The sequence below is a fragment of the Streptomyces sp. NBC_01431 genome (assembly GCF_036231355.1).
Taxonomy (GTDB): domain Bacteria; phylum Actinomycetota; class Actinomycetes; order Streptomycetales; family Streptomycetaceae; genus Streptomyces.
Map to the genome: position 1 here is coordinate 1,541,082 of NZ_CP109496.1, position 24,901 is coordinate 1,565,982.

Genomic DNA, 24,901 nt, shown 5'->3' on the forward strand with positions numbered 1-24,901 from the left:
CAAGAATGTTCATTCAAGTGCGTTGTCCAGGCAAAGCGTTCGACATCAAGCGCTAAATCCTCTTGTCCTGCGCATGACCTTCCCGATGGGATCTCGAAGACCGCCTCGCGCGGCTTCCACCCCACTCAGGGAGCATTCATGCGCATAGCCCGCCCCCGGACTCGTTCCGCAGCAGCGACAGTTGGGGCCACCGCCCTCGCCGCTGCCGCGGTGATAGCCACCCCGCTGACCGGGTCCGCCACCGCCGCGCCTGCCACACCGCAGGTGAAGCCCGTACCGGCGATCGCCGGGCACCAGCTCGCCCACTCGACCAGCGGCCCGCTCAGCACCGAGCAGTGCCAGGCCAAGTGGAAGATCGCCTGCTACGGCCCGCTCCAGTACCGCCAGGCGTACAACCTCAACCCGCTCTACAAGGCGGGCATCACCGGCAAGGGCCGCACGATCGTGATCGTGGACTCCTTCGGCTCGCCGACCATCCAGCACGACCTGGACGTCTACAGCAAGCAGTACGGCATTCCCAGTAGCAAGGTCGACGTGGTCAAGTGGGGCAACGTACCCAAGTGGGACCCGAAGAACAAGGACATGACCGGCTGGGCCGGTGAGTCCACGCTCGACGTCGAGATGGCTCACGCCGTGGCGCCGGACGCGAAGATCGTCCTGGTCGAGACCGCGGTCGCGGAGACCGAGGGCGTCACCGGTCTGCCCGAGATGATGGACGCCGAGAAGTACCTGATCGACCACGGCGTCGGCGATGTCATCACGCAGAGCTTCGGCGCCACGGAGAACACCTTCCCGGGCTTCGACAAGGGCGACTTCTCCAGCATCAAGAACCTGCGGTACGCGTTCAAGGACGCGGCCGCGCACGGTGTGACCGTGCTCGCCTCCTCCGGTGACGGCGGCGCCACCGACAACACCGCGGACGGCAGCGGCTACTACAAGGAGCGCGTGAATTCCTGGCCGTCCTCGGACCCGCTGGTCACCTCGATCGGCGGCACCCAGCTGCACCTGGACGACAAGGGCAACCGGCTCAGCCCGGAGAGCGTGTACAACGACAACGGAGCGGGCGGCGGCGGCCAGTCGCACGTCTTCGAGCGCCCGTCGTACCAGAACGGCGTGCGTTCGGCCACCGGCAACCGCCGCGGCACCCCGGACATCTCGATGGCCGCAGCGGTCAACGGTGGCGCCTGGGTCTACTCCAGCTACGACCCGACCGCCGTGGGCTGGGACGTCTCCGGCGGCACCAGCGAGGCGAGCCCGCTGTTCTCCGGCATCGTCGCCCTCGCCGACCAGGCCGCCGGGCACCGCCTCGGCAACATCAACGACGCGCTGTACTCGCTGTACAAGCACCAGGGCTACAAGCCGAGCAGCGGTCTCGTGGACGTCAACGACGGTACGAACAACAGCTACCAGGGCGTCACCGGCTACACCGCGGTGAACGGCTACGACATGGCGACCGGCGTCGGCACCATCGACGCCGCCCGTTTCGTGCCCGCGCTGGCCCGCGAGAGCCGCCACCACTGACGGCACCGCACCCTCGCATGATGACGCCGCCGCCCGGACCCCGGGCGGCGGCTTCGTCGTGAGGCACTTGTTCGCGGAACCCCGGGGCCGCCCCCCGCGTCAAGCGGGTTGGCACGGCCGCGTGGGCCGCGCCGGAAGAAGAGGTACGAGCGTGATTCAGCGGAACGGCCCGACACGGCGGACGATGCTGATGGGTCTGGCACTGGCCGCGCCGGTCGTGGCAGCGGGCTGCGGCACGAGCCATGACGCGCCTTCCGCGTCCAGGAGTCCGGCGGCGCCGCCCGACGCCGGCCACGACACCACCATCATGATCATTCGGCACGGCGAGAAGCCGGGCTCCGGCGATCCGGGGTTCGACGAGGCCGGCAAGCAGGACAAGAAGTCGTTGACGCGGCGCGGCTGGGAGCGCGCGCATGCGCTGCCCGCGCTGTTCGCGGCCGGGGCGGCCGGCGCGAGCGGAGCCCCCGCCTCCGGATCGTCCGCCTTCCCCCGACCCGCGGCCCTCTACGCCGCGGCGGACCAGGGCCCGCACGCGGGGGCCCACCGGATGCGGCAGACCGTGACGCCACTTGGCGCGGCCCTCCACCTGCGGGTGAACACCGATTTCGCGGAGGGCGAGGAGAAGGAGCTGGCCGCCGCCGCTCTCGCGGCGACGGCCCCCGTGCTCATCTGCTGGGAGCACTCCCGGATCCCGCCCATCGTCGACGCGCTGGGCGCCTCGCGGGCCGCCGGGGTGCCGAAGGTGTGGCCCGACCGCTTCGACCTGGTATGGGTGTTCACGCGCCGGGCCGGGGTGTGGACGTTCCGGTCGGCGCCGGAGCACCTGCTGACCGGCGACGCCTCGTGACGTTCTGTGCCGCTCGGCTCCAGCGGCACAGAACGTCCGACCGGGACGGCCCCGGGCTCAGCCGATCTGCGCGCCGTACGCCTGGAGCGCGTCCGGCACGGGCTGGAAGAACGTCTCGCCGCCCGAGCTGCAGTCGCCGCTGCCGCCGGAGGTGAGACCCAGCGCCGTACCGCCGTCGAAGAGCGAACCTCCGCTGTCGCCGGGTTCCGCACAGACGGTGGTGTCGATCAGGCCGTTCACCTGGCCTTCCTGGTACGTCACGGTGGCGTCCAGGCCGGTGACCTGACCGCCGTTGACGCCAGTGGTGGATCCACTGCGCTGGACCTGCTCGCCGACGGTGGCGTTTCCGGCGCCAGTGATCTGCTGCGCGGAGCCGTTGTACAGGTCCACCGCGCTCGGATGGTCGATGTCGCTGGTGTAGCGCACCAGGGCGTAGTCGTGGCCGGGGAACGTGGACGCCTCGGTGACGGCGATCTCCGAACCGCCCTGCTGGTCGGACCAGCTGGAGACCGCGTTGCCGCAGTGCCCGGCGGTCAGGAAGTACGGTTGGCCGCCCACGGTGACGTTGAAGCCGAGCGAGCAGCGGGCGCTGCTGCCCCAGATCGCGTCGCCGCCCGCGATGAGCGGCTGGAAGCGTCCGGCCGTTCGCTTCAGGGTGACCGTGTCGCCGAGGCCGCGGACCACTGTGTTGAGCTTCGCGAGCCGGTCACCGGTGACGGTGCGGTCGGCCTTGACGACCAGCTTGTTGCTCACCGGGTCCATCGACCACGCGGTTCCCGGTATGGACGCCTTGGCCTTCAACTCCTGGCGCGCTGCCTTGAGTTGGGCCATCGAGTGTGTGACGGTACGGGGTTCGCCGCCCGCCTTGCGCACGCTGTCGGCGGCCGCGGCGTCGACCACGTTCACCACGAGCTTCTTGCTCCGGGCGTCGTAGTACGAGCCCGCCGTGCGGCCCGCGAGAGTGGTGTCGATCCGGTGGGCCAGCTGTCCGGCCGAGCTGGCGGACTGCGTATCGGCGGTTGGTGCGGGGGTGGCGGCGGCGTTCTGCATCGTCAGCGTCGCGCCGAGCGCCAGGGCTCCCGCCGCGGCGGTGGCCGCGCGTCTGCCAGAGATCCATCGCTGCTTCAACTCGAAACCTCCTGTGGGGGGTTGAGCCCGGACGCGGGTGTTCGCCGGGCCCGTCCGATGCGTCGGCCTGCCCACGCGTCGACCGGGATCCCCGGGACTTATCGCGTGCATGCCAACTCAACGGGTCGAGTATCCCACCCTTGCAGCCTTGCGCAAGTAATGAACTCGCGTGCTATGTGAGGGAGTTGGGCCCACTTGCGGCAAGAGTGGGGCGACACACGGAGGAGCTGTGCCTGCCGGTGACGTAACTCTGTTGAACCGCACGGGAGTTGGCCCGAAACGCGAGAGACGCCTCGGGCGCCGGTTACCGCTTCACGAGGGCGATGTGGACGGACTTGGCCGTCAGCATGAAGACATCGGGGCGGTTCGCGAGGCCCTGGGGGTCGGCCGGGTCGAGCAGCCGGTCGAGCGTGGCCAGATCCTCCTTGGACAACCCGTCGGCCAGTGACTCCCGGCGCCGGGCGAACCCGGCGATCACGAAGTCCCGTACGGACGTGTCGACGGGCGCAGGGTGGTCGGCCAGGTAGGAACGCGCGCCGGTGGGCTCAAGGCCGGCGGCGGTGAACAGCGCGGCCCAGTCCTCCGTCTCGTGCTTCACGCCCGGCAGTCCGGCGCGCATGCTCGCGAACCCCTCCTCGGCGGCGACCTCCATCCTCGCCTCAAGTCCCGGCCGCCCGATGCCGAGGTCGCGCGGCAGGTGGCGGGCCTGAAGGCCGCCCTCGACGAGCAGCAGCGCGCCGCCGGGCCGCAGCAGTTCCCCGACAGCCGTCAGGGCCGCGCGCTGATCGCCCATATGGTGCAGCGAATTACCCATCCAGATCAGGTCGGCCCGCCCCAACTCGCCCAACTGGTCGGGCACTTGCGCCTCCAGGGTATGGACCCGTGCGGCCAGTCCGAGTCGCTCGGCGCGCATGCGGGCGCGCGCCAGGAGTGCGGGCGTCGAATCGACGGCCACCACGTCCGCCGCCGGGAACGCCTCGGCCAGCAGACAGCTGACCACTCCGGGCCCGCTGCCGATGTCGATGATGCGCCGGATCCCGGCGGCGGGGCGCAGTTCGGCGAGGCGGGCGGCGGCCTGTTCGTAGACGGGCCGGAGCACTTCCGCCTCGTTTTCGAGGAGGGGAGCCAGGCGCTCCCAGTCGATGTCGGCCCCATCCGCGCCGTGGCCGTGGTGCGGGGCGTGCGACTGCGGTGGGGCAGACGACTGTGGAGCGGGTGAGTGCTGTGGGGCAGGCGAGTGCCGCTGGTCGCGAGAGCGCTTCATGCCGCCACAGTCACGTATTCCTCGCCAAAACCGGAAGCTCATTTGCTGTTTTCGCAAAGATCCCCGTGTTTTGCGGGAGGATTCGGCCTACTTGGATTCGACGCGACCCAGGGCGGCCGGTCCGGTGGTCAGCCTGTCGCGCTCCGTCTGCCAGGCGGCGTCCCCGGGGTAGAGCTCGGTGCGGAGGTAGGCCAAGGTGAGGCGCTGGACAGCGGATACGCGCTCGGGGTTCTCGTCCGTGGTCTCGGCGACGTCGTACCCCGAGATCCCGCCGAGGCCGTGTTCGGCGTCGAACAGGGTGAGCAGGGACTTGGGCCCCGGGGAGAGCACATACGGGTCGGCGTGCCAGTCGGGGCCGCGGACCGTCAGGTGGGCGGAGGCGTCCTTGTCACCGGCGACCACCAGGGCGGGCGCCGTCATCGTGGAGAAGTCCGGGGTCAGCAAGAAGGGGAAGTGCTCCGCCATGGGCCGGGTGAGGGCGTCGCCTCCGGCGCCCGGGGCGGCGAGCAGTACACCCGCCTTGATGCGCGGCTCGGTCAGGTTCACTTCCCTGCCGTCGTCAGGATCGGTGAGGCGGGCGCCCAGCAGGAGACTCGCCGTGTGGCCGCCCATCGAGTGCCCGGCCACCACGACCCTGCCGTGGTCCAGACGGCCGCGGAGCGTCGGGACGGCGGCTTCGATCGCGTCGAGCCGGTCGAGGATGTGGCACATGTCCTCGGCGCGCGATCGCCAGTACATGGGCGCCCCCGGGGTGGCGGGGTCCAGCTTCAGTTCCGTGGAGCTGAGATGGGTGGGCTGGATCACGGCGAAGCCGTGTGCCGCCCAGAAGTTGACGAGGGGGGCGTAGCCGTTCAGCGAGGAGAGGTGGTGGGAGTGGCCCTGGCCGTGCGAGAGGAGGATGACGGGCAGATCGCTCCCGGTCAGGGGCGCGGAGACGCGTACCTCCAGATCCACGGCTCGGCCGGGAACGGACAGGACCACCGGACTGACCGAGAGGACCGGCCTCGGCTCCTTGAAGGTGTCGATCCGGGAGGCTGTTTCACTCATGACGTGCGGTTCCCTTCGAAGACCACTGCTCCGCCGCCGGTTTCGGATCGGTGGCAGGCATGGCGATGAGGATCGGCTACGCTGGAAAATGAAGCGGAGCGCTGTTCCGTTTAATATACGGAGCGCTGTTCCGTTTAGTCAACGACTGTCGGAAGGAGAGCGCGGTGTCCCCTGCGAGCCAGCCCGGGGAGGTACCGGCCCGGGGCAAACGGGCCGATGCGCTGCGGAACCAGCAGACGCTGCTCGACGCCGCCGCCCGGGTGTTCGTCACCTCGGGCATCGACGCGCCGATCCGTGAGATCGCGGCGAGCGCGGGGGTCGGGATGGGGACGATCTACCGCCACTTCCCGACCCGGGCGGACCTCGTCGTCGCCGTCTACCGTCATCAGGTGGAGGCATGCGCCGAGGCGGGCCCGAGCCTGCTGAGCAGTGCCGACTCTCCCCTCGCGGCACTGCGCCAGTGGGTCGACCTCTTCGTCGACTTCCTGGTCACCAAACACGGACTCGCCAACGCGATGCAGTCGGACAGCAGCGGCTTCGACGCGCTGCACGCCTACTTCCTCGACCGGTTGGTGCCCGTGTGCGAGCGGCTGCTCGACGCCGCGGTCGGCGCCGAGGAGATCAGGCCCGGTACGCACGCCTACGAACTGATGCGGGGCATCGGCAACCTCTGCATCGGGCGTGACAGCGATCCCCGCTACGACCCCCGCCGACTGGTCGAACTGCTCCTTCAGGGACTACAGCGGTCGCAGCCTTCCTGACGGCGAGCCGCATCCTTCCGGACGGCGAGTCGCAGTGCTGCTGACGGCGGGTCCTTCCTGAGGGGTAGTCGCAGCCTTCCTGACGGCGACGGGCGCATCGAGGCGAGGTCGCCGGGCAGGCCCGTCCGCAGGCAGGCGCCCGCTTCCCTCAAGCCGCTTTCCGTAGCGCCAGCAACCGGTATTCCGGGTCCGCGCGAGGGAGTTCCGGGTCCGGCAGTGCGGCCAGGGAGGCGGCCAGCTGCTCGGCGGGCCGACCGGTCAGGGACAGCCAGGACTCGAAGCGGCCGCGCCGGACCGCGTCCGCGGCGGCGAGCGGGGTGCGCCCCTGGCCGTGGCCGGGGAAGCGGGCCTCAGCCACCGGGACGAGACCGTGCCGGGCGGCGTAGGACGTGATGAGGTCGGCGCGGTCGGAGGGGGTGCCGGTGCGGTGCGGGGTGAGCAGCCCGTCGATGTCGGAGCCGACGTCGTGGCCGGCGTCCTTGTCGACGGTCGTGACGAACACTCCGCCGGGCCTCAGTACACGTGCCGCCTCGGCCACGACGGCGTGGGAGGCGATCCGGGCCAGGTGCAGCAGCCACACCGCGCTCACCGCGTCCAACGACTCGTCCCGGAAAGGGAGTTGAGCGACGTCGGCGCGTACGATCGTGGGCCCGACCCGGGAGGCCGCGATGCGCGCCATGCCGGACGAGGCGTCGGCCCCGTGGACGCGCAGGCCGGACCGGTTCAGACGCTGGGTGACCAGGCCGGTGCCACAGCCGATGTCGAGCAGGGTGCGGGCGGTCTCGGGGACGAGCCCGAGAACGGCCGCGGCGGCGGCGTCGGCTCGGGGCACGCCGCCGCGCGTGGCATCGTAGTGGGCCGCTTCCACGTCGTAGTCCGGCATGCGGCTCACCATACGAGCAAGGTCATCCGGCGCCGTGGCCGGGGGCGATCTCCTCTACGCGGTGGGCGAGTTGGAAGTCCCGCTCGGTGAGTGCGCCGCCCGCGGAATGGGTGTTCACGGACAGGGCGATCGTGTTGTAGCCGAGGGTGAGGTCGGAATGGTGGCCGAGCTCCTCCTGGATCTGGGCGACGTGGACGACCATGGCGGTCGCGGCGAAGTGGTCGGCCAGGCGGTAGGTGCGCGAGATCCGGTCGTGGTCGTCCGACAGCGACCAGCCGGGAAGCTCGCGCAGCCGGTCCTCGACGTCCTTCTGCGACAGCGGCTCAAGGGACATGTCCGAAGACTCCTTACGGGGCGGTGACATGACGGAGTGGAGTGGTGACCGGAAGACTCCACATGCGTAGCGTCTCCCCTATGCGTGTACTTGTCACGGGAGGCGCGGGCTTCATCGGCTCGCACATTGTCACAGCGCTGGCCGCACACGGCCACGAGCCGCTCGTCCTGGACCGGGCGGTCCGGGCCGGGGACGACGTCCGCGATCCGGAATCCGTCGCGCGGGCGCTGCGCGGGGTGGACGCGGTGTGCCACCAGGCCGCGATGGTGGGCCTCGGCACCGGGTTCGGCGACGCGCCCTCGTATGTGAGCTGCAACGACTTCGGCACGGCGGTGCTCCTCACGGCAATGGCCGACGCCGGGGTCCGGGAGCTGGTCCTCGCGGGGTCGATGGTGGTCTACGGGGAGGGCCGCTACGAGTGCGCCGAGCACGGTGTCGTACGCCCCGGCCCCCGGCCGGCCGAGTGGCTCGACGCGGGGCGCTTCGAACCCCAATGCCCGTACTGTGAGGCGGAGTTGAGCCCGGGTCTGGTCGCGGAGGACGCGCCCGTCGATCCGCGCAACGTGTACGCCACCACCAAGCTGGCGCAGGAGCACCTGGCCGCGGCCTGGGCGCGGGCGACCGGGGGGCGGGCGGTGTCGCTGCGCTACCACAACGTGTACGGGCCGGGGATGCCCCGCGACACGCCCTATGCGGGGGTGGCCTCCTTCTTCCGTTCGGCGCTGGCCCGGGGCGAGGCGCCACGGGTCTTCGAGGACGGCCGCCAGCGTCGCGACTTCGTGCACGTACGCGATGTGGCGGAGGCGAACGTGGTGGCCCTCGAAGCGCTGACGGGCCGCCCGCCCGGCGCACTCACCGCGTACAACACGGGCAGCGGGACCCCGCACACCGTGGGCGAGATGGCCTCGGCCCTGGCCCGCGCGCACGGCGGCCCGGCCCCGGTGGTGACGGGCGAGTACCGGCTCGGCGACGTACGGCACATCACCGCGGACTCGGCGCGGCTGCGGCGCGAGCTGGGGTGGAAGCCGGTGGTCGGATTCGAGGAGGGGATGGCGGAGTTCGCAGCGGCGGAAGCGTAAGGGGTGGGGAGCCCACCGAGGGCGGGGCCGGGGGGCGCGCCCCGGGCCCCGTCGGCGTCGGCGTCGGCGTCGGCTGCTGATGGCCCGGTGCTGCCGGGACGTCAGCTCGGGGCCGGAGCCGGGGCGCACGCCCGACCCCGGGCCCGTCGGGTACTGATGAGCCGGTGCCGCCAAGACGCCAGCTCAAAGACGAAGCCGGGCACACCCCGGCCCCGGCCCCGTCGCCGTCCGCTACTGATGGGCCGGTGCTGCCGGGAGGGTCAGTTCGAAGCGGCAGCCGCCTGCCACATTGCGTACCTCTGCGCGCCCGGCGTGCGCTTCCACGATGCCGCGGACGATCGCGAGGCCGAGGCCCGCGCCACCGGGCGGGGTGCGGGCCGCGGTGCCGCGCCAGCCGGTGTCGAAGACCCGGGGCAGGTCGTCCTCGGAGATGCCGCCGCAGCCGTCGGTGACGGAGAGGGTGACCGCGCTCCCCCGGTCCTCTGCCGCGACCGCGACGGTGCCGTCGGCCGGGGTGTGGCGGATGGCGTTGACCAGGAGGTTCGCGAGGACGCGGGTCATCTCCTTGCCGTCGACCTCGACCGGCACGACGTCGACGCGCTCTCCGACGAGGCGCACCCCGTGCTCGCGGGCCAGCGGGTCCGCGCCGGCCAGTGCGTCGCCGATCAGGTCGTGGACGGACATCCGGGCCGGGTTGAGCGAGAGCGCTCCGGCGTGGATGCGGGAGAGTTCGAAGAGGTCGCCGACCATCGAGTTGAGGCGTTCGACCTCGGTTCTGATCTGCCGGAAGTAGCGGTCCGGGTCCTTGGCCATACCGTCTTCGAGGGCCTCGGCCATGGCGCGGAGACCGGCGAGCGGCGTCCGCAGGTCGTGCGAGATCCAGGCGACGAGTTCGCGCCGCGAGGTTTCCAGGGCCCGCTCCCGTTCGCGTGACTCCGTCAGCTTCGCACTGGTCACCGCCAACTCCCGGCTGAGGGCGGCCAGTTCGGCGGTCGCCGGTCCGGCGGGGGCGTCGAACCGGCCGCCGTCGCCGAACGAGCGGGTGGCGAGCGCGAGGCGGCGGCTGCTCGCGACGACCCGACGCCCGAGGAGCAGCGCGGTGGCCAGGGACGCGACCGCGGCCATGGCGACGACCACGGTCACCACCGTCAGGTCGTGGGAGTTCAGAAGCATCGCCCAGGCGACGGCGAGCGTGCCGGCGAGCATCGCGAGGACGGCGACAGCGGCGACCACCGCCACGGACGCGGTGAGCGAGCGATGGCGCAGCAGCCGCAGGGCCAGCGCCCCGCCGAGCCCGGCGGCGGCCGCGCCGAGGAAGGCGTACAGGGCGATGAGCAGGACGTCACTCATGGCCGACCCCCTGGCGTACGGCAGCGTCCGCCCCGGCGCGGTCGGGCTCGGCCCGGCGCATACCGGGCGGAGCCACCCCGAGATCGTGCCGCGCGGCTGCGTGCGGGTCGACCATGTGGTCCGCAGACGTGTGCGGCTCGCCCCCGCGGGGCTCAACCATGTGGTCCGCAGGTACGTGCGGCTCAACCATGTGGTCCCCAGGTACGTGCGGCTCGACCATATGCGGCTCGACCATGTGGTCCACAGGTACGTGCGGCCCACCCGCGGGCGGCTCGACCATGTGCTCCGCCGACTCGTCCCCGCCCGCCGCGACTCCACTCTCACCGGGCTCCGCCTCGAAGCGGTACCCCACCCCCCACACCGTGCGGATCAGGGCGGGTTTTGCCGGGTCGGATTCGATCTTGCCGCGCAGGCGGCGGACGTGGACGGTCACTGTGGACAGGTCACCGAACTCCCAGCCCCACACCTCGTGCATCAGCCGCTCCCGGGAGATCGCCTCGCCGGGGCGGGCGAGGAGGTAGGCCAGGAGGTCGAACTCCCGCAGGGTCAGGGCCAGTTCGCGTCCGTTCTTGGACGCCGTGCGGGCGGCCGGGTCGAGCGCGATGCCGGAGCGGGACACGCGCGGGCCGGGACGGACGGTGGCGGTGCGGGCCCTGCGCAGTACGGATTCGACGCGGAGCACCAGCTCGCGCGGGCTGAAGGGCTTCGTCACGTAGTCGTCGGCGCCTATCTCCAGGCCGAGGATGCGGTCGTCCTCGTCGCCCCGCGCGGTCAGCATGATCACCGGCACCGGGGCGTCAGCGCGCAGCCTGCGGCAGACCTCCAGACCGTCCATGCCGGGCAGCATCAGGTCGAGCACCACCAGGTCGGGCCGGTGCTGGGCCGCCGCCTGGAGGGCGGCTGAGCCGTCGCAGGCGAGGACGACGGTGTGGCCGGCGCGTTCCAGGTACCCGGTGACGACCTCGGCGACGGTCGGGTCGTCGTCGACGACCAGGATGCGGCTCTCGGTGCTGTGCATGCCGCCCAGCCTCGCACCACTCGGCTGCGCCCGTCTGCGCCGGGCGGGCCCCAGGCGGGCGACGTCCGCGTTTCGTAAGAACCGGAAATCCGCTTTGCCCGGTTTGGATTCGTACGGTAAGGGCGTGACTGAATCCCCTTCCGCACAGTGTGCGGCGACCGTGGACGTCGTGTTGCCCTGCCTGGACGAGGCCGAGGCGCTGCCCTGGGTGCTCTCCCGGATCCCGGACGGCTGGCGGGCCGTCGTGGTCGACAACGGCTCGACGGACGGTTCGCCCGAGGTGGCGCGCGCGCTCGGCGCGCGGGTCGTGCACGAGCCGCGCCGGGGTTTCGGCGCGGCCTGCCACGCCGGGCTGCTCGCCGCCGAGGCCGAGTACGTCTGCTTCTGCGACTGCGACGCCTCCCTCGATCCCGCCGAGCTCGTCCCCTATGTGAGAGAGGTCGCGTCCGGCGACGCCGACCTGGTGCTCGGTCGGCGGCGGCCGCAGGGGCGCGGCGCCTGGCCACTGCACGCGCGGGCCGGGAACCTGGCGCTCGCACGGATGCTGCGACGGCGCACCGGGCTGCGGCTGCACGACCTCGGGCCGCTGCGGGCCGCGCGTCGCGAGGCGCTGCTCGGGCTCGGCCTCACCGACCGGCGCAGCGGCTATCCGCTCCAGATGGTGGTGCGCGCGGCGGACGCCGGGTGGCGGGTGAGCGAGCGCGAGGTGCCGTACCGGCCGCGCGCGGGGAAGTCGAAGGTCACGGGCACCTGGCGGGGTACGTGGCAGGCGGTGCACGACATGCGCCAAGTCCTTGCCGAGCCGCCTGTGATCGCCCGCGCGTCGGCAGGTGCCCGATGAGGGAGCCTGGTTGCCCGGCCGGGTCGGACACGACGCTGCTCGTCCTCGCGAAGGCGCCGGTACCGGGCCGGGTCAAGACGCGGCTCACTCCGCCGTACACCCCGCAGGAGGCGGCTCGGATCGCCGAGGCGTCGCTCGCCGACACGCTCGACGCGGTGCTCGCCGCTCCCGTACGCCGAAGGGTCCTGGTGCTCGACGGCGAGCCGGGGCCGTGGCTGCCGGAGGGCATCGAGGTGGTGCCGCAGTGTGCGGGCGGGCTTGACGAGCGGATCGCGGCGGCGTTCGCGGCGTGCACCGGACCCGCGCTGCTCATCGGCATGGACACCCCGCAGGTGAGCCCTGCCCTGCTCGCGCCGGCGCTGGCGGAGTCGGGGCCGCGCGACGCGTGGTTCGGGCCGGCCGAGGACGGCGGGTTCTGGGCCCTGGGCCTCACCGAGCCCGACCCTTCGTTGCTGCGCGGGGTTCCGATGTCGGTGTCCGAGACCGGGCGCGTGCAGCGGCAGCGGTTGGTGGAGGCGGGGCTCGTGGTGCGTGAGCTGGCGCTGCTGCGGGACGTGGACACCGCGCGGGACGCCCACCTGGTGGCGGCCGAGGCGCCGCACGGCCGCTTCGCCCGGTCGGTGCGGGGCGACGCGCCGTTCGCCGGTGAGGCGTTCTTCGCCGGGACGCTCCCAACGGCAGGTCGCCCTCCCGGGGCCGACGCGCCATCCGTGGCGAGGGCACTCCCAACGGCAAGCCGACCTCCCGGAGCCGACGCCCCACCCAACGCGAGGGTGCTCTCAACAGCGCCTCAATCCCGCACAGTTCGGACGCGCCCATGATGAGAGCGCTCACCGCCACCGCGCCCGTGGCCTGGCATGCCGACCCCTACACGGACGCGCTGCGCTCAGGACGCGGGCCGCTGTTTCTGCGCAGGCCCGACGGCTGGCTGCTTCCGCTTGAGGTCGAACGCTGGTGCGCGGAGCCGGACTTGGCGGACCGAACCGTGCTGCGTCGCTGCCGGGGCACGGTCCTGGACATCGGGTGCGGGCCGGGTCGGCTGGTCGCCGCGCTCGCCGCCGAGGGCGTCGCCGCACTCGGGGTCGATGTGAGCCCGGAGGCGGTCCGGCGCACCCGCGCCCTGGGTGGCAGCGCGCTGTGCCGTTCGGTCTTCGACCAGCTGCCCGGCGAGGGGCGGTGGGACACCGCTCTGCTCCTCGACGGCAATGTGGGCATCGGTGGCGACCCGGCCGCACTGCTGGGCCGGGCCGCCCAACTCCTGGCCCCCGGCGGGCTGTTGCTCGCCGAGGCGGCACCGTACGAGATCGACGAGCGCCTTCTGGTGCGGATCGCCGACGCGCGGGGTGCCATGGGTAGGGACTTCCCCTGGGCGCGGCTCGGCACGAACGCGCTGCTGGCCTGCGCCCGCCCCTTGGGGCTGCGTCCGGCCGGGCGGTGGACCGCTGCGGGCCGCCCCTTCGTGGCGCTGCGGCGCGGGTGAGCTCCCATGTGCCGGGGGAGGGCGGGACGGGGAACCTCCCCCGCCCCGCCCTCCCCCTGTTCGACCCTGCTCGGGTCAGCGGATCAGCTCACGTTGACCGCGGTGTCGTCGATGACGAACGACGTGGCCAGGCTGCTGTCCTCCACACCGTTGAACTTGATGGTCACCGTCTGCCCCGCGAACGAGGAGAGGTCGAAGGACTTCTGGGCGAAGCCGGTGTTCTTGTTGAGGTTGGAGTAGCTCGCCAGGTTGGTCGAACCGGCCGTCACCGTCAGCTTGTCGTAGGCGGTGGAGCCGGTCGTCTCCTGGGTGTCGATGTGCAGGTAGTAGGTGAGGGTGGCGTGGCAGCCGGCCGGGATGGTCACCGACTGGGAGAGCGTGTCGGTGTGGCTGGTGCCGTAGCCGTCGAGCCAGGCCTTCCAGGAGCCGGAGTGCGCAGCCTCACCACTGGAGTTGTCGATGACGCCCGCGGTCGCCGACCAGGGTGCGGCACTGCCGGTCTCGAAGCCGGGGTTGCCGAGCAGCTGGGTCGCGGTGCAGCCGCCGCCCGCGGTGGTGACGTTCCAGGTGAAGGACGTCGAGCCACTGGCGTTGGTGGAGTCCTTGGCGGTGACCGTGACGTTGGAGGATCCGGCGGTGGTCGGGGTGCCGGAGATCAGACCGGTCGAGGCGTTGATGGACAGTCCGGCCGGAAGCCCGGTGGCGCTGTAGGTCAGCGACTGGCTGCTGTCGGAGTCGGTGGCCTTCATCTGGAGCGAGGCCGCGGTGTTGACCTGCGTCGACTGGTTGCCGGGGTTGGCCACCGAGACGGTGTTACCGGTGCTGGTGCCGCCGGTGAAGGCCGCGGTGCCGTTCGGGGTGCCGAGGCCGGTCGGTCCGTCGTAGCCCGCGCCCGCCGTGCACAGGTAGGCGGGGCTGCAACTGCCGTTGGCGCCGGAGGTGACGTCGTTCAGCGAACCGGGGTGGGCGTAGGGGTAGGACGCCGGGGCGGTACCCGCGGCCGGGGTGCCGGCCAGGGCGTACACGCTCGCGATGATCGGCGAGGAGGCGCTGGTGCCGCCGTACACGTTCCAGCCGGAGGCCTGGTAACTGTCGTACACGGCAAGGCCGGTGGCGGGGTCGGCGACCGCGGAGACGTCGGCGACGGCGCGCTTGGCGCAGCCGGTGTCCTTCTGCCAGGACGGCTTGGGGTCGTAGGCCGAGCAGCCCGAGCCCGCGCCCTGGCCGCCGGAGCTGGTGCCCCAGACCGACTCGGACCAGCCGCGTGAGTTGCTGGCGCGGCTGAGCGACGTACCGCCGACCGCGGTGACGTACTGGGAGGCGGCCGGGTATTCGACGCCGTAGCCGCTGTCACCGGAGGAGACGGTGATGGCGACGCCCGGGTGGTTGAAGTAGGAGGAGTCCGACGTCGGGTCGGTGGAGTCCTCGCTGCCGCCGTAGCTGTTGGAGACGTACTTGGCGCCCATGGTGACGGCGCGGTTCACGGCGGTGCCGAGGTCGTCCATGGTCGCGGACGTCGCCTCGACGAGCAGGATGTGGCACTGCGGGCAGACGGCGCTGACCATGTCGACGTCGAGGGAGATCTCACCGGCCCAGCCCGAGTCGGCGGTCGGGTAGCTGGTGCCGCCGTTCTGGTCGACCTTCTTGAAGCAGCCGTTGGCGGTGGTGCAGGCGGGCAGTCCGTACTGCGAGCGGTAGGTGGCCAGGTCCGACTCGGCGTTGGGGTCGTCCTGGGCGTCGACGATCGCCACGGTCGCGCCGGATCCCGCGCTCGCCGACAGGGCATAGGCGCTCTGCAGGTCGGTGGGGCCGTAGCCGGAGGGGGCGGCGGCCGGGGATATGCCGAGGTGGTGCTGGACATCCGTGCGGGCCAGGGCCAGGCAGGACATCATGCCGGCCTTGGCGGGCTGGGCGCACAGCCGCTGGGTGTGGGCGGGCTGGCTGCCGGAGTCGGTGGCGGCTGCGACGGACGGGGCCACGGCGATGAGTCCGCCGGTGACGAGGGCCGCGGCGGACAGGGCGGCGGTGGTGGCGCGTCCGGTCAGCCTGGGGAGGCCGAAGGGTCTCTTCAAGTTCAAGGAACTGCCCTCCATGGGGGGTTGGTTCGCCGGATCGGAGCATGCGGAACTGCCGGGTTCTGTGGGTGTCGGTGGGACGGATCCGGCGCGTGCGGCAGTACGTGTGATGCGATCAGCGGTGCGTGCGGTCCGATCGCCGGTGGGTGCGATGCGTTGCGATCGGCGGTGCGTTGCGGTGCGATCAGCGGTGCGTTGCGGTGCGATCAGCGGTGCGGGTGCGCCGCGAACGGCGGTGCGTGTGCGGTGGCGCTTGATCAGCACGTGCGGCTCTGCATGATCTGTGCATGACAGGCACATCGCGAGAATGCCACCCGGTTCAGTGGTGGCAAGTTTGAAGGTAGCGACGGCTGTCGGGGCCGACAACAGCCCTTTGGCAAGCCGCAGGCAAAGCCTTTCCCTCGAAAGGGGATGGATCACCTGGCGAATGGACCGGGAAGTCAAAAGGATCTAGGAGGTACTCGGGGCCGGGTGTACGTGTATACCGTGGCGGCACCGAGCCGAGGAGGATGTGCATGGAGGCTGACGAGGGGTCGGTCAACGACCTGGTGGAGCTGGGCCTTTCGCGCTACGAGGCGCGGGTCTACGTCGCCCTGGTCAGACGCGACTCGTACACCGCGGCGCAGGTGGCCCGGGAGGCCGAGGTGCCCCGGCAGCGCATCTACGACGTCCTCGACGGGCTGGTCCGCGCCCAGTTGGCGGTGGCCCACCGGGGCCGCGTCGCCACGTTCACCGCGGTCGCCCCGGAGCTCGCACTGACGCGTCTGATGCACCGTCAGCGAGAGTCGCTGGAACGGATGGAGAAGCTTTCGGCGGGGTTGACCTCACTGCTGTTGCCACTGTGGGCGGACGGCCGGGCCCATACCGATCCGCTCGACTACATCGAGGTGCTGCGCGACCAGCGGCAGATCGCCGAGCGCTTCGCGGACATCCAGGAGCAGGCCGGCTCCGAACTCCTCACCTTCTGCATGCCCCCGTTCGTGGCGCCCGCCGCGAACACCTCGGGCATCAAGGCGACCCGGCGGCTGCGCCGCGCCAAGGGCACGGTGCGCGCCGTGTACACGCACGACGCGCTGGACGACGAGGAGGTTCTGGAGAACGTGCGGCGTTTCGCCGAGGCCGGGGAGGAGGCCCGCTTCACGGAGCGCCTCCCGCTCAAACTGGTCATCGCAGACGCCTCGTTGGTGCTGTGCGACATGCCGGATCCGGTGGCCGGAACCGGCTCCACCACCGCCCTGTACATCGAGCATCCGGCGCTCGCCGCCTGTCTCCGGCTGGCGTTCCAGAGCGTGTGGGAGGCGGCGGCGCCGATGCGAGTGGCTTCGCGGAGCGCGGGCTGAGGGGAACTGCCCCCTCAGCGCCGGCCATCGCGCGGTCCGCGCGCCGCCCGCCGCTCCTTGGTCCAGCGCGCCACCCCGAGCAGCACCGCGACAGCCGCCACCACCGCGAGCGAGACCAGCAGGCCGCTTACGTAATCCAGCGGCAGGACAGTGGAGTTGGCGGTCGGAAGCGGCCGGAGCAGGACCGGCAGGGCGACCAGGATGAGGCAGCCCGCGGTCATCAGGGCGCCGCGGACCAGACCGCGGATCCGCGGGTCGCGGTTCGCCGGGTCGTAGTTCGTCAGACCGGGGATCCCTGGCTCTCGGTTCGCCGGGTCGTGGTTCGTCGGGTCGAGGACCCGGCCGCGGCGCTTCAGACCGCGGATCCGCAGCTCGTCGTTCGCCGGGTCGTCGCGGTTCGCCGGGTCGAGGGCCGGGCCGCGGCGCCTCGGAACGCCGAGCAGCAGTCCCGCCCCGAGGACGAGCGGGGCGATCAGCGCGTCGTGCAGGGCGACCGCCCCGGCCAGCCAGACCAGGACGTCCCAGTGCGTCGTCTGCTCCCACACGAGCAGACCGCCCAGCGCCATCAGGCCAACTCCCGCCGCTCCCAGCACCGTGCGCATCACAGCACCTCCAGCCGGGTGACCCACTTGGTCTGGAGCACGCCGGGACGGTTCGGCGCGATGATCCGTGCCGGGTAGCCGTGGTCCGGGTCGAGCGTCTGCCCGTTGAGTTTCAGGGCGAGCAGGGTGAGCGGGTCATGGGCGTACTCCCGGCCCATCTCCATCACCCGGTACGAGCCGTACTTCTCAAGGGAGACCACGCGGATCCGCGCGTCGGGCGGCGCCCCGGCCCGGCGCAGCAGGTCGGTCACGCGCACGCCCGTCCAGTGGGCGGACTTGCTCCAGCCCTCGACGCAGGCGATGGGCAGGACGGACTCGTACTGGGTGAGCGCGGCCAGTTCGGCGAGGGTCAGGGTGTAGGGGCGCGGGCCGGCCACCGTCAACCGGTAGGCCGCGCTGTCGACTTGCGCGACCCCGGCCGCCGCCGCGGTGCGGTTGACGGGGAGGCCCATCGGGCCGTGGTCGGGGTGGCGCGGCGCGAGTACGTCGAAGGCTTTCAGGGGGGTGAAGGACTGGCCGACGGTGGTCAGGGTGACCGCGCCGGTCGCGGCCGCCACCCCGGTCAGGAAGGAGCGCCGGTCGGGGCCGTCGACGGCGGGGAGGGCGACAGTGCCGGGCGATTTCCGAGTCCAATGGCCCTTTATCTGTGGGTACTTGACGACAATGTGGAGCAGCAGCGCGCCTGCGAGGAGCCAGGCCACCGCGAAATGCACCGGCACGAAGGAGAACGGCCAGGGATACCACTGCACCGTGTTCAGGAGCCCGGTGAGCAGTTCGAAGACCGCGCCCGCGACCAGGACCGCCACCGAGAGCCGTTCCAGCGCGTGGCGCACCGAACGCAGCGGCGGCCACTCGAAGAGCTTCGGGTACACCGCCCACAGCTTGGCGAGCAGGAGCGGGACGGCCGCGATGCCCGCGGCCACGTGCAGACCCTGGGTGAACCGATACCCCCAGACGGGCCTGCTGGGCAAGACGTCTGCCAGCCATCCTGGCGGCTGCTGAAGGTAGTGGCTGATCAGCCCGGTGCCGAAGCAGAGAGCGATCGCGACCCCCAGCCAGCGGCCGATCGAGGTCGCCGTGCGCGCGTCGTGCAGTCGGCCCCTGAAGACGGGCGGGCGCACTGCGGGAAGTCGTGGCGTCATGGCTCCATCCCACCCCGGCCGACCGCGTTTCCGGGGGGCTGGACACCTTACGGTTCTCGAACGCCGCCGCCCTGCGGGGAAAAGCGCTGTCGCGATTATTACCGTGACAGCGGCGCCGGACTGTGGTTAGGATCTTCGGGCAGCATCGCGTGTCGGTCACCGGCCGGGTGAGACATGGAGGTGTCTGTGAGATGCCTGTTGGAGGCATTCCACCGTGTCAGTACAGTTGAATCACACGATCATCCACTCCCGCGACAAGCGGGTCTCCGCCGAATTCCTGGCAGAGGTTCTGGGCCTTGCGGTCGGCAAGGAATGGGGACCGTTCATCCCCGTCTCGACCAGCAACGGAGTCACTCTCGATTTCGCGACGGCTCCCGCGGACACCCCGATTACGGCGCAGCATTACGCATTCCTCGTGTCCGAAGAGGAATTCGATGCGGCATTCGGGCGGATCAAGGCGATGAACCTTCCCTACTGGGCAGATCCGTTCCAGCAGCGCCCCAACGAAATCAATAACAACGATGGTGGTCGCGGGGTCTATTTCCCGGACCCGTCCGGACACGGGATGGAAATCCTGACCGTTCCGTACGGCGGCTGGCAGTAGCAGCCCGCGCCGCAAGAGGGGGGTCCGGCGGATCATGGCCGGGCCCCCCGTCCGCCGCCCCCGCACGTCCGGCCGGACCTTACGGTTCGCGGACGGCGGGGGCGGCCTGCCGTACGGAGCGGCTTCGAGCTGCGAGGCTCGCGGGGTGACCCACGGACGTACCGTACGAACCATCGCCCTGCTCGCCGCGCTCATCGCGGTGCTCGTCTGCACCGTCCGCCGCGACGGCCATGCCGCCGATCCCGGCGGGCTCTCCTGGTGGTACGCGGCGGCCTGGCTCCTGTTCGCTGCGGCCGCCTGGTCGGTGCGCGGGGTGCCGGTCCGTCACTGTGCCGCGCTGATCGTCGCGGGCGGGGTCGCCGTCGCCGCGACCGGTCTCCTCGCTCCCCCGCGCACCAGCAGCGACGCCTACCGCTATGCGTGGGACGGCCGGGTGCAGGCGGCCGGGATCTCCCCCTACGACCATGCCCCGGCCGACCGCGAGGTGGCCGGGCTGCGGGACGACTGGTTGTTCCCGACGGACCCGGCACAGTGCTCGCTGCCCGAACGGTCCCCGGTCGACGGCGGCTGCACCCTGCTCAACAGGCCGTCCGTACACACCATTTACCCACCCGTGGCGGAGGCGTACTACCTGCTGGTGGACGAGGTCTCGCCGCGTTCCGCCCGCCTGGTACCACTCCAGATCGGCGGCGCGCTGTTCGCCGTCGCCACCACGCTCGGGTTGCTGCGCGTGCTGCGGCGCCGTCGCGGGCCGGACGGGCCGCCGGGTCCGGTGCCGGCCGCCGCGTACTGGGCGTGGTGCCCGGCCGTGCCGCTGGAAGCGGTCAACAACGCCCATGTCGACGTGCTGGCCGTGCTGTTGACGGTCGCCGGACTCGGCGTACTGACGGGCCGGGGCGGGCGGGCGACCGGACGGCTGCGTGCCGCGGCGGGAGGGGCGCTGCTCGGTGCGGGTGTCGCCGTGAAGCTGCTGCCCGCCGTGGTGCTGCCCGCGGTGCTGCGACGGCGGCCGGTGGCCGTGCTGCTTTCGGCATGCGGCGCGGTCGCGCTGTCCTACGTCCCGTACGTGCTGGCCTCGCACTCCTCGGTGTTCGGCTACCTCGGCGGCTACACCCAGGAGGAGGGGTACGACGATCCGTCGACGCGGGGCCGGTTCGCGCTGCTGCGCCTGGCCCTGCCCGACAGCTGGTCCCTGCCGGTCACGGCGGCCGTGCTGCTCGTGGTGACCGGCTGGGTGCAGCGCCGCGGCGATGCCGAACGCCCTTGGTCCGGCGGGTTGTTGCTGCTCGGCTGCTCCTTCCTGCTCCTGACGCCGGGCTACTCCTGGTACGCGCTGCTCCTGGTCGCGCTGGCGGCGCTCGACGGGCGTTGGGAGTGGCTCACCGTCGCCGCGGCGGCCGCGGCGGCCTATGTGACGGCGCCGACCGTGCCGGACTTTCCGGTACCGACGACGGCGTACGCGGTCGCCGCCTGCGCGGTCCTCGCGGGCTGGGTGGTCCGGCACCGCGCCGGTCGGACGGCTGAGCAGCCGGAGGCGTTGTCACAGGGGCGGGTTAGTGTCTGACGTATGACAACTGCCGCACTCGAAACCGGAGTAGGGCCGATGCTGCGCGGGTGGCGCGAGCAGCGCCGCATCAGCCAGTTGGAACTCGCGCTGCGCGCCGACTCCTCGGCCCGGCACATCAGCTTCATCGAGACCGGCAGGTCCCGCCCGAGCGAGGACATGGTCCTGCGTCTGGCCGAGCACCTGGACGTACCGGTGCGCGAGCGCAACGCCCTGCTCCTGGCGGCGGGTTACGCCCCGCACTATGCGCAGACCCCGCTCGACGACCCGTCGATGAGTTCGCTGCGCGAGGGCATGGAGCGGCTTCTTCAGGCGTACGAGCCGTATCCGGCGCTGATGGTCGACGCGACGTACACGGTGCTCGCCGCCAACCGCGGCATCGAGATGCTGCTGGAAGGCGTGGCGGGACATCTGCTCACGCCGCCGGTGAACGCGATGCGGCTGACGCTCCACCCGGAGGGCCTCGCCCCTCGCATCCGCAATCTGCCGGAGTGGCGCGGCCACCTCCTCGACCAGATGGAGCGGCAGATCGCGCTGATGCGCAGCGACGCGCTGCGCGAACTGTACGAGGAGGTGGCGGCCCACCCCGTGCCGGCCGGCCGCACGGAGCCCGATCCGGGAAGCCGTCCCGTGTTCCCCTTCGCGCTGCCGCTGCGCATCGAACACGGGGGCACGGTGCTGTCCTTCATATCGACCATCGCCACGTTCAACACGCCGATGGACGTCACCGTCTCCGAGCTGGCCATCGAGACGTTCCTGCCGGCCGACCCGGAGACGGCGAAGTACCTTCAGTCGCTCATGCCGTAGGCGGTACGCGGTCCAGGAACCCGGCGACGGAGCGGATCCGGCCGTCCTCGGCGAGGGTGATCACGTCGAACCCGGCGACCGGCGCCGATCCGTCGGCGAGCGACACCAGCTCCCAGCCGAAGCGGGCGATGTCGTGGTTGCCGTCGACGGGGCCGAGCGCGCGGAACTCGAAGCCGGGGAACTGGGTGTGCGCCGCACCGATCACGGCGGCGATCCCTTCGTGCCCGGCGACCTGGGCGAGCGGGTCGGTGTAGGAACCGTCCTCGGTCCACGCGACGGCGACGGCCTTGGCGACCTCCTCGGCGCTACCCGCGTTCCAGGCCTCGAAGTAGCGGGCGACGGCGGTCTCGTAGCGGTTCTCGGACATGGGAATCAGCCTCCGTTGGGTACGTCGTTACTGGTCATCACTGGTCAAAGGCTCGGAACCCGACCGGAGTGCGCCGCCCGGGTCCCGATGTCCTCAACTCTGCCGGGCGGCGGCGGACGGGTCGATTACTGGAGAGGTAATGCGAGGGGGCCGCGCCGGTGATCGGGGTCGCATCCCGAAGAGTCGAGCTGAAGGTGCCGCGCCGGTGATCCGGGTTGCATCGCGAGGAGGCGGGCGGCGGGCGCGGGGCGCCGGGTCTCCGTACACGCCCGTTCGCCCGTTCGGCCCCGGATGCGGTCAGGTGGCGGGCCAGTGGTGACAGGATCTGCCGCATCGCTGGGTCGGCATCCCTGGAGTCCCATGTCCGGCAGGTCACGTTCCCGTATGTGCCGCGCTCTCGCGGCGCTCGCCTTCGTCCTCTCGCTCGGGTGCGCCGTGCCGCGGTCCCTGCCCGGCGACGCGTATCCCGGCCCCTACTGGGTGAACCCGAAGACGTCGGCCGCGGACCAGGTTGCGCAGTGGCGTCAGGCCGGCCGCTCGGCGGACGCGGCGCTGATGGAGCGGATCTCGCTGCGGCCGCAGGCGGAGTGGCCGCTCCCCGAGAGGGTCGAGCAGGAGGTGCGGGACCTCACCGGCGCGGCCGCCCTCGCCGGACGGGTGCCGGTGCTCGTCGCGTACAACATTCCCCATCGCGACTGCGACGGCCTCTCGCAGGGCGGCGCCGATGACGCGGACGAATACCGGCTCTGGGTCGATGCCTTCGCGCGCGGCATCGGGCAGCGCCCCGCCGTCGTGATCGTCGAGCCGGACGCGATCGCACACCTTCTGGGCGGCTGCGACGCGGCCCCCTCCGAGGAGCGCCTGGATCTCCTCGCCTACGCCGTCGGGCAGTTGAAGCGCGGGCCCGCGACGAAGGTGTACCTCGACGCGGGACACTCCGGGTGGATCAACGACATGGACCAGTTGTCGCAAGCGCTGCGGGAGGTGGGCGTGGGGCAGGCCGACGGGTTCTCGCTCAATGTGTCCGCGTTCCAGACGAACGCGGCCAGCGCCGAGTACGGCCACCGGCTCTCGGCGGAGCTCGGCGGCAAGCACTTCGTCGTCGACACCAGCCGCAACGGCAACGGCCCCTACTCCGGCGCCGATTCCTGGTGCAATCCCCCCGGCCGGGCGCTCGGCACCCCGCCGACGGCGAGCACCGGGGACCCGCTGATCGACGCCTATCTGTGGATCAAGCGTCCCGGCCATTCGGACGGGACCTGCCGCGGCGGCCCGGCGGCGGGCAACTGGTGGCCCGAGTACGCCCTGGAACTGGCCCGCGCGGCGAAGGAGTGAGGGCGCTCCCCTAGCCGGGCGGGCGCTCGCCGCGCCCTTACGCCTGCTGCTTGCGGCCCGCCATCCACGCGTACACGAGGACGCCCGCGAAGAGGAACAGCACGCCCTGGTAGACCGCCTCGTAGCCCGAGCCCGCGACGAGCCACATCGAGAAGCCGAAGGCCCCCGTCGCCAGGACCGCGTCGCGGACCAGGCGGGAGCGGTGTACGCGCTCGGACTGGCCGGATGCCAGGAAGTAGATCTGGGCGGCGGTCGACAGGAGGTAGGGCACGGTGGCGGTGAACGTCGTCACCAGGACCAGGGTCTCGAAGACGCCCTTGGATCCGGCGATGTAGTTGTAGACCGTGAGGAACGAGGCGAGGACCGCCGTGACCAGCACGCCGACCGTCGGCACGCCGCGCTTCTTCTGCGCGAACACCTTCGGGAAGAGGCCGTCCTTGGCGGCGGCGTACGGGGTCTGGGCGCTGAGCAGGGTCCAGCCGTTGAGCGCGCCGACCATGGAGACGAGGGCGGCCAGCGCGACCGCGGTGCCGCCCCAGGAGCCGCCGAACATGGAGTTCACGGCGTCGGTGAAGGGGGCGGTGGAGGCGGTGAGCTTGTCGTGCGGGACCGTACCGAAGACGGAGAGCGTGCCCAGGAGGTAGATCACGGCGGCGCCCAGGGTGCCGAGGATCGTGGCGCGGCCGACGTTGCGGCGCGGGTCGCGGACCTCGCCGGCGCTGACGGCGGCCGATTCGACGCCGAGGTAGCTGAAGAGGAGGATCGCGGCCGAGGCGGATATCGCGCCGAACCCGGACTGGCCACCGGCCTGGAAGGGCCCGAGGTTGGCGGGGTCGAAGAAGAACAGTCCGCCGACGGCGACCAGGAGCAGCGGGGCGAACTTCAGTACCGTGGAGACGAGTTGGACCGCCCCCACGTACCGGGTGCCCGCGAGGTTGGCGAGCGCCGGGAGCCACTGGAGCAGCAGGGCCGCGGTGATGGTGGCGGTCTTGGAGTGCTGCACGGGTATGAGCACGTCGAGGTAGCCGACGGCGGCCACGGCGAGGGCCGCGTTCGAGACCCAGGTGGTGATCCAGTACGACCAGGCGGCGAGGAACCCGGCGAAGTCGCCGAAGGCCTCGCGGGCGTAGACGTAGGGGCCGCCGGTCTGCGGGTGGCGCTCGGCGAGCCGCCCGAAGACCAGCGCGAGCGCGATGGCGCCGATGGTCAGTACACCGAAGGCGACCAGGCTGATCGTCCCGAACGGTGCGACGGAGGCGGGCAGCAGGAAGATTCCGCCGCCGATGATGTTGCCCATGACCAGAGCGGTCGCGATCGGCAGGCCGAATTGCCGTGCGTGCTTGCTCTGGGTTTCTTGCGTGGTCATGGTGGGGTTGCGCGCCTCTCGTACGGGACAAACCTGACCATGGTCGGGTACCGGGGGCACCCCGCCAAATCAGCTGGTTTTGTCCTGCCGGGCGCCCCCCACAACCGGAAAAGGTCCTTCCGCTTGGGCTGTTGGCGGTGAATTCT

The 24,901-nt window shown here is 71.6% G+C and carries 22 protein-coding genes and 2 pseudogenes; 12 read left to right on the forward strand and 12 right to left on the reverse strand.

Annotated elements, in window-relative coordinates:
* Window positions 1-138 precede the first annotated feature (138 nt).
* The gene (locus tag OG522_RS07195; protein WP_329462107.1) at window positions 139-1,521 is read left to right on the forward strand and encodes a S53 family peptidase; all 1,383 of its coding nucleotides are present in this window, start codon (window positions 139-141) and stop codon (window positions 1,519-1,521) included.
* A gap of 151 nt (window positions 1,522-1,672) precedes the next feature.
* Window positions 1,673-2,368 (forward strand): hypothetical protein, encoded by a 696-nt coding sequence (locus tag OG522_RS07200; protein WP_329462108.1) that lies wholly within the window; start codon window positions 1,673-1,675, stop codon window positions 2,366-2,368.
* Window positions 2,369-2,425: 57 nt separating this feature from the next.
* Here the strand turns inward: OG522_RS07200 and OG522_RS07205 are convergent, their stop codons facing one another.
* The 3 genes from OG522_RS07205 to OG522_RS07215 form a co-directional block, all read right to left on the reverse strand.
* On the reverse strand, window positions 2,426-3,496 hold the full coding sequence (locus tag OG522_RS07205; RefSeq protein ID WP_443074669.1) for a S1 family peptidase: 1,071 nt from the start codon (window positions 3,494-3,496) through the stop codon (window positions 2,426-2,428).
* 304 nt (window positions 3,497-3,800) lie between these two features.
* On the reverse strand, window positions 3,801-4,760 hold the full coding sequence (locus OG522_RS07210; protein WP_329462109.1) for a class I SAM-dependent methyltransferase: 960 nt from the start codon (window positions 4,758-4,760) through the stop codon (window positions 3,801-3,803).
* Window positions 4,761-4,847: 87 nt separating this feature from the next.
* Entirely contained in the window at window positions 4,848-5,807 is a 960-nt protein-coding gene (locus tag OG522_RS07215) for an alpha/beta hydrolase family protein (protein WP_329462110.1), read from the reverse strand.
* A 164-nt stretch (window positions 5,808-5,971) separates the two neighbouring features.
* On the opposite strand from OG522_RS07215, the gene OG522_RS07220 reads away from it, so the two are divergent.
* A complete protein-coding gene (locus tag OG522_RS07220) occupies window positions 5,972-6,568 on the forward strand; it encodes a TetR/AcrR family transcriptional regulator (RefSeq protein ID WP_329462111.1) in 597 nt (198 codons plus the stop codon).
* Window positions 6,569-6,716: 148 nt separating this feature from the next.
* Here OG522_RS07220 and OG522_RS07225 read toward each other — a convergent pair whose 3' ends face one another.
* Together OG522_RS07225 and OG522_RS07230 are read right to left on the reverse strand one after the other, a co-directional pair.
* Window positions 6,717-7,451 carry a class I SAM-dependent methyltransferase gene (locus OG522_RS07225; RefSeq protein WP_329462112.1) on the reverse strand — a complete coding sequence of 245 codons (735 nt, stop codon included), beginning with the start codon at window positions 7,449-7,451 and terminating at the stop codon, window positions 6,717-6,719.
* 22 nt (window positions 7,452-7,473) lie between these two features.
* Entirely contained in the window at window positions 7,474-7,785 is a 312-nt protein-coding gene (locus OG522_RS07230) for a 4a-hydroxytetrahydrobiopterin dehydratase (RefSeq protein WP_329462113.1), read from the reverse strand.
* Window positions 7,786-7,865: 80 nt separating this feature from the next.
* Between OG522_RS07230 and OG522_RS07235 the strand changes: the two genes are divergently transcribed.
* Entirely contained in the window at window positions 7,866-8,864 is a 999-nt protein-coding gene (locus OG522_RS07235; RefSeq protein ID WP_329462114.1) for an NAD-dependent epimerase/dehydratase family protein, read from the forward strand.
* Window positions 8,865-9,095: 231 nt separating this feature from the next.
* Here the strand turns inward: OG522_RS07235 and OG522_RS07240 are convergent, their stop codons facing one another.
* Window positions 9,096-10,214, reverse strand: coding sequence for a sensor histidine kinase (locus tag OG522_RS07240; protein ID WP_329462115.1), 1,119 nt, complete (start codon window positions 10,212-10,214; stop codon window positions 9,096-9,098).
* A gap of 298 nt (window positions 10,215-10,512) precedes the next feature.
* Window positions 10,513-11,211: pseudogene (locus OG522_RS07245) on the reverse strand (response regulator transcription factor); the annotation flags it as partial.
* A 145-nt stretch (window positions 11,212-11,356) separates the two neighbouring features.
* Here OG522_RS07245 and OG522_RS07250 point away from each other — a divergent pair.
* From OG522_RS07250 to OG522_RS07260, 3 genes and pseudogenes are all read left to right on the forward strand, one after another.
* Window positions 11,357-12,073 (forward strand): glycosyltransferase family 2 protein, encoded by a 717-nt coding sequence (locus OG522_RS07250; protein ID WP_329462116.1) that lies wholly within the window; start codon window positions 11,357-11,359, stop codon window positions 12,071-12,073.
* Window positions 12,070-12,696: pseudogene (locus OG522_RS07255) on the forward strand (TIGR04282 family arsenosugar biosynthesis glycosyltransferase); the annotation flags it as partial. The gene OG522_RS07250 and the pseudogene OG522_RS07255, both read left to right, overlap by 4 nt.
* Before the next feature lie 194 nt (window positions 12,697-12,890).
* The gene (locus tag OG522_RS07260) at window positions 12,891-13,553 is read left to right on the forward strand and encodes a class I SAM-dependent methyltransferase (protein ID WP_329462117.1); all 663 of its coding nucleotides are present in this window, start codon (window positions 12,891-12,893) and stop codon (window positions 13,551-13,553) included.
* An 83-nt stretch (window positions 13,554-13,636) separates the two neighbouring features.
* On the opposite strand, the gene OG522_RS07265 is transcribed toward OG522_RS07260, so the two are convergent.
* Complete coding sequence (locus tag OG522_RS07265; protein ID WP_329462118.1) at window positions 13,637-15,631, reverse strand: putative Ig domain-containing protein; 1,995 nt, start codon at window positions 15,629-15,631, stop codon at window positions 13,637-13,639.
* A gap of 512 nt (window positions 15,632-16,143) precedes the next feature.
* Between OG522_RS07265 and OG522_RS07270 the strand changes: the two genes are divergently transcribed.
* Window positions 16,144-16,968 (forward strand): TrmB family transcriptional regulator, encoded by an 825-nt coding sequence (locus tag OG522_RS07270; protein ID WP_329462119.1) that lies wholly within the window; start codon window positions 16,144-16,146, stop codon window positions 16,966-16,968.
* Between the two features lie 14 nt (window positions 16,969-16,982).
* Here OG522_RS07270 and OG522_RS07275 read toward each other — a convergent pair whose 3' ends face one another.
* The gene (locus OG522_RS07275; protein ID WP_329462120.1) at window positions 16,983-17,570 is read right to left on the reverse strand and encodes a hypothetical protein; all 588 of its coding nucleotides are present in this window, start codon (window positions 17,568-17,570) and stop codon (window positions 16,983-16,985) included.
* Window positions 17,570-18,712, reverse strand: coding sequence for a molybdopterin-dependent oxidoreductase (locus tag OG522_RS07280; protein ID WP_329462121.1), 1,143 nt, complete (start codon window positions 18,710-18,712; stop codon window positions 17,570-17,572). Before OG522_RS07280 ends, OG522_RS07275 begins: the two co-directional genes overlap by 1 nt.
* Before the next feature lie 214 nt (window positions 18,713-18,926).
* Here OG522_RS07280 and OG522_RS07285 point away from each other — a divergent pair, with 214 nt between their 5' ends.
* The 3 genes from OG522_RS07285 to OG522_RS07295 all read left to right on the forward strand — a co-directional run bounded on the left by OG522_RS07285 (window position 18,927) and on the right by OG522_RS07295 (window position 21,687).
* Entirely contained in the window at window positions 18,927-19,316 is a 390-nt protein-coding gene (locus OG522_RS07285) for a VOC family protein (protein WP_329462122.1), read from the forward strand.
* Window positions 19,317-19,461: 145 nt separating this feature from the next.
* Window positions 19,462-20,880 carry a glycosyltransferase 87 family protein gene (locus OG522_RS07290; RefSeq protein WP_329462123.1) on the forward strand — a complete coding sequence of 473 codons (1,419 nt, stop codon included), beginning with the start codon at window positions 19,462-19,464 and terminating at the stop codon, window positions 20,878-20,880.
* Window positions 20,881-20,883: 3 nt separating this feature from the next.
* Window positions 20,884-21,687 carry a helix-turn-helix domain-containing protein gene (locus OG522_RS07295; RefSeq protein ID WP_329462124.1) on the forward strand — a complete coding sequence of 268 codons (804 nt, stop codon included), beginning with the start codon at window positions 20,884-20,886 and terminating at the stop codon, window positions 21,685-21,687.
* On the opposite strand, the gene OG522_RS07300 is transcribed toward OG522_RS07295, so the two are convergent.
* Window positions 21,677-22,054 (reverse strand): nuclear transport factor 2 family protein, encoded by a 378-nt coding sequence (locus OG522_RS07300; protein ID WP_329462125.1) that lies wholly within the window; start codon window positions 22,052-22,054, stop codon window positions 21,677-21,679. The genes OG522_RS07295 and OG522_RS07300 overlap by 11 nt on opposite strands.
* A gap of 384 nt (window positions 22,055-22,438) precedes the next feature.
* Here OG522_RS07300 and OG522_RS07305 point away from each other — a divergent pair, with 384 nt between their 5' ends.
* Window positions 22,439-23,389: a glycoside hydrolase family 6 protein gene (locus OG522_RS07305; protein ID WP_329462126.1), complete on the forward strand. Its 951-nt coding sequence runs from the start codon at window positions 22,439-22,441 to the stop codon at window positions 23,387-23,389.
* Between the two features lie 37 nt (window positions 23,390-23,426).
* On the opposite strand, the gene OG522_RS07310 is transcribed toward OG522_RS07305, so the two are convergent.
* A complete protein-coding gene (locus OG522_RS07310) occupies window positions 23,427-24,755 on the reverse strand; it encodes an amino acid permease (RefSeq protein ID WP_329462127.1) in 1,329 nt (442 codons plus the stop codon).
* Window positions 24,756-24,901: the final 146 nt, after the last annotated feature.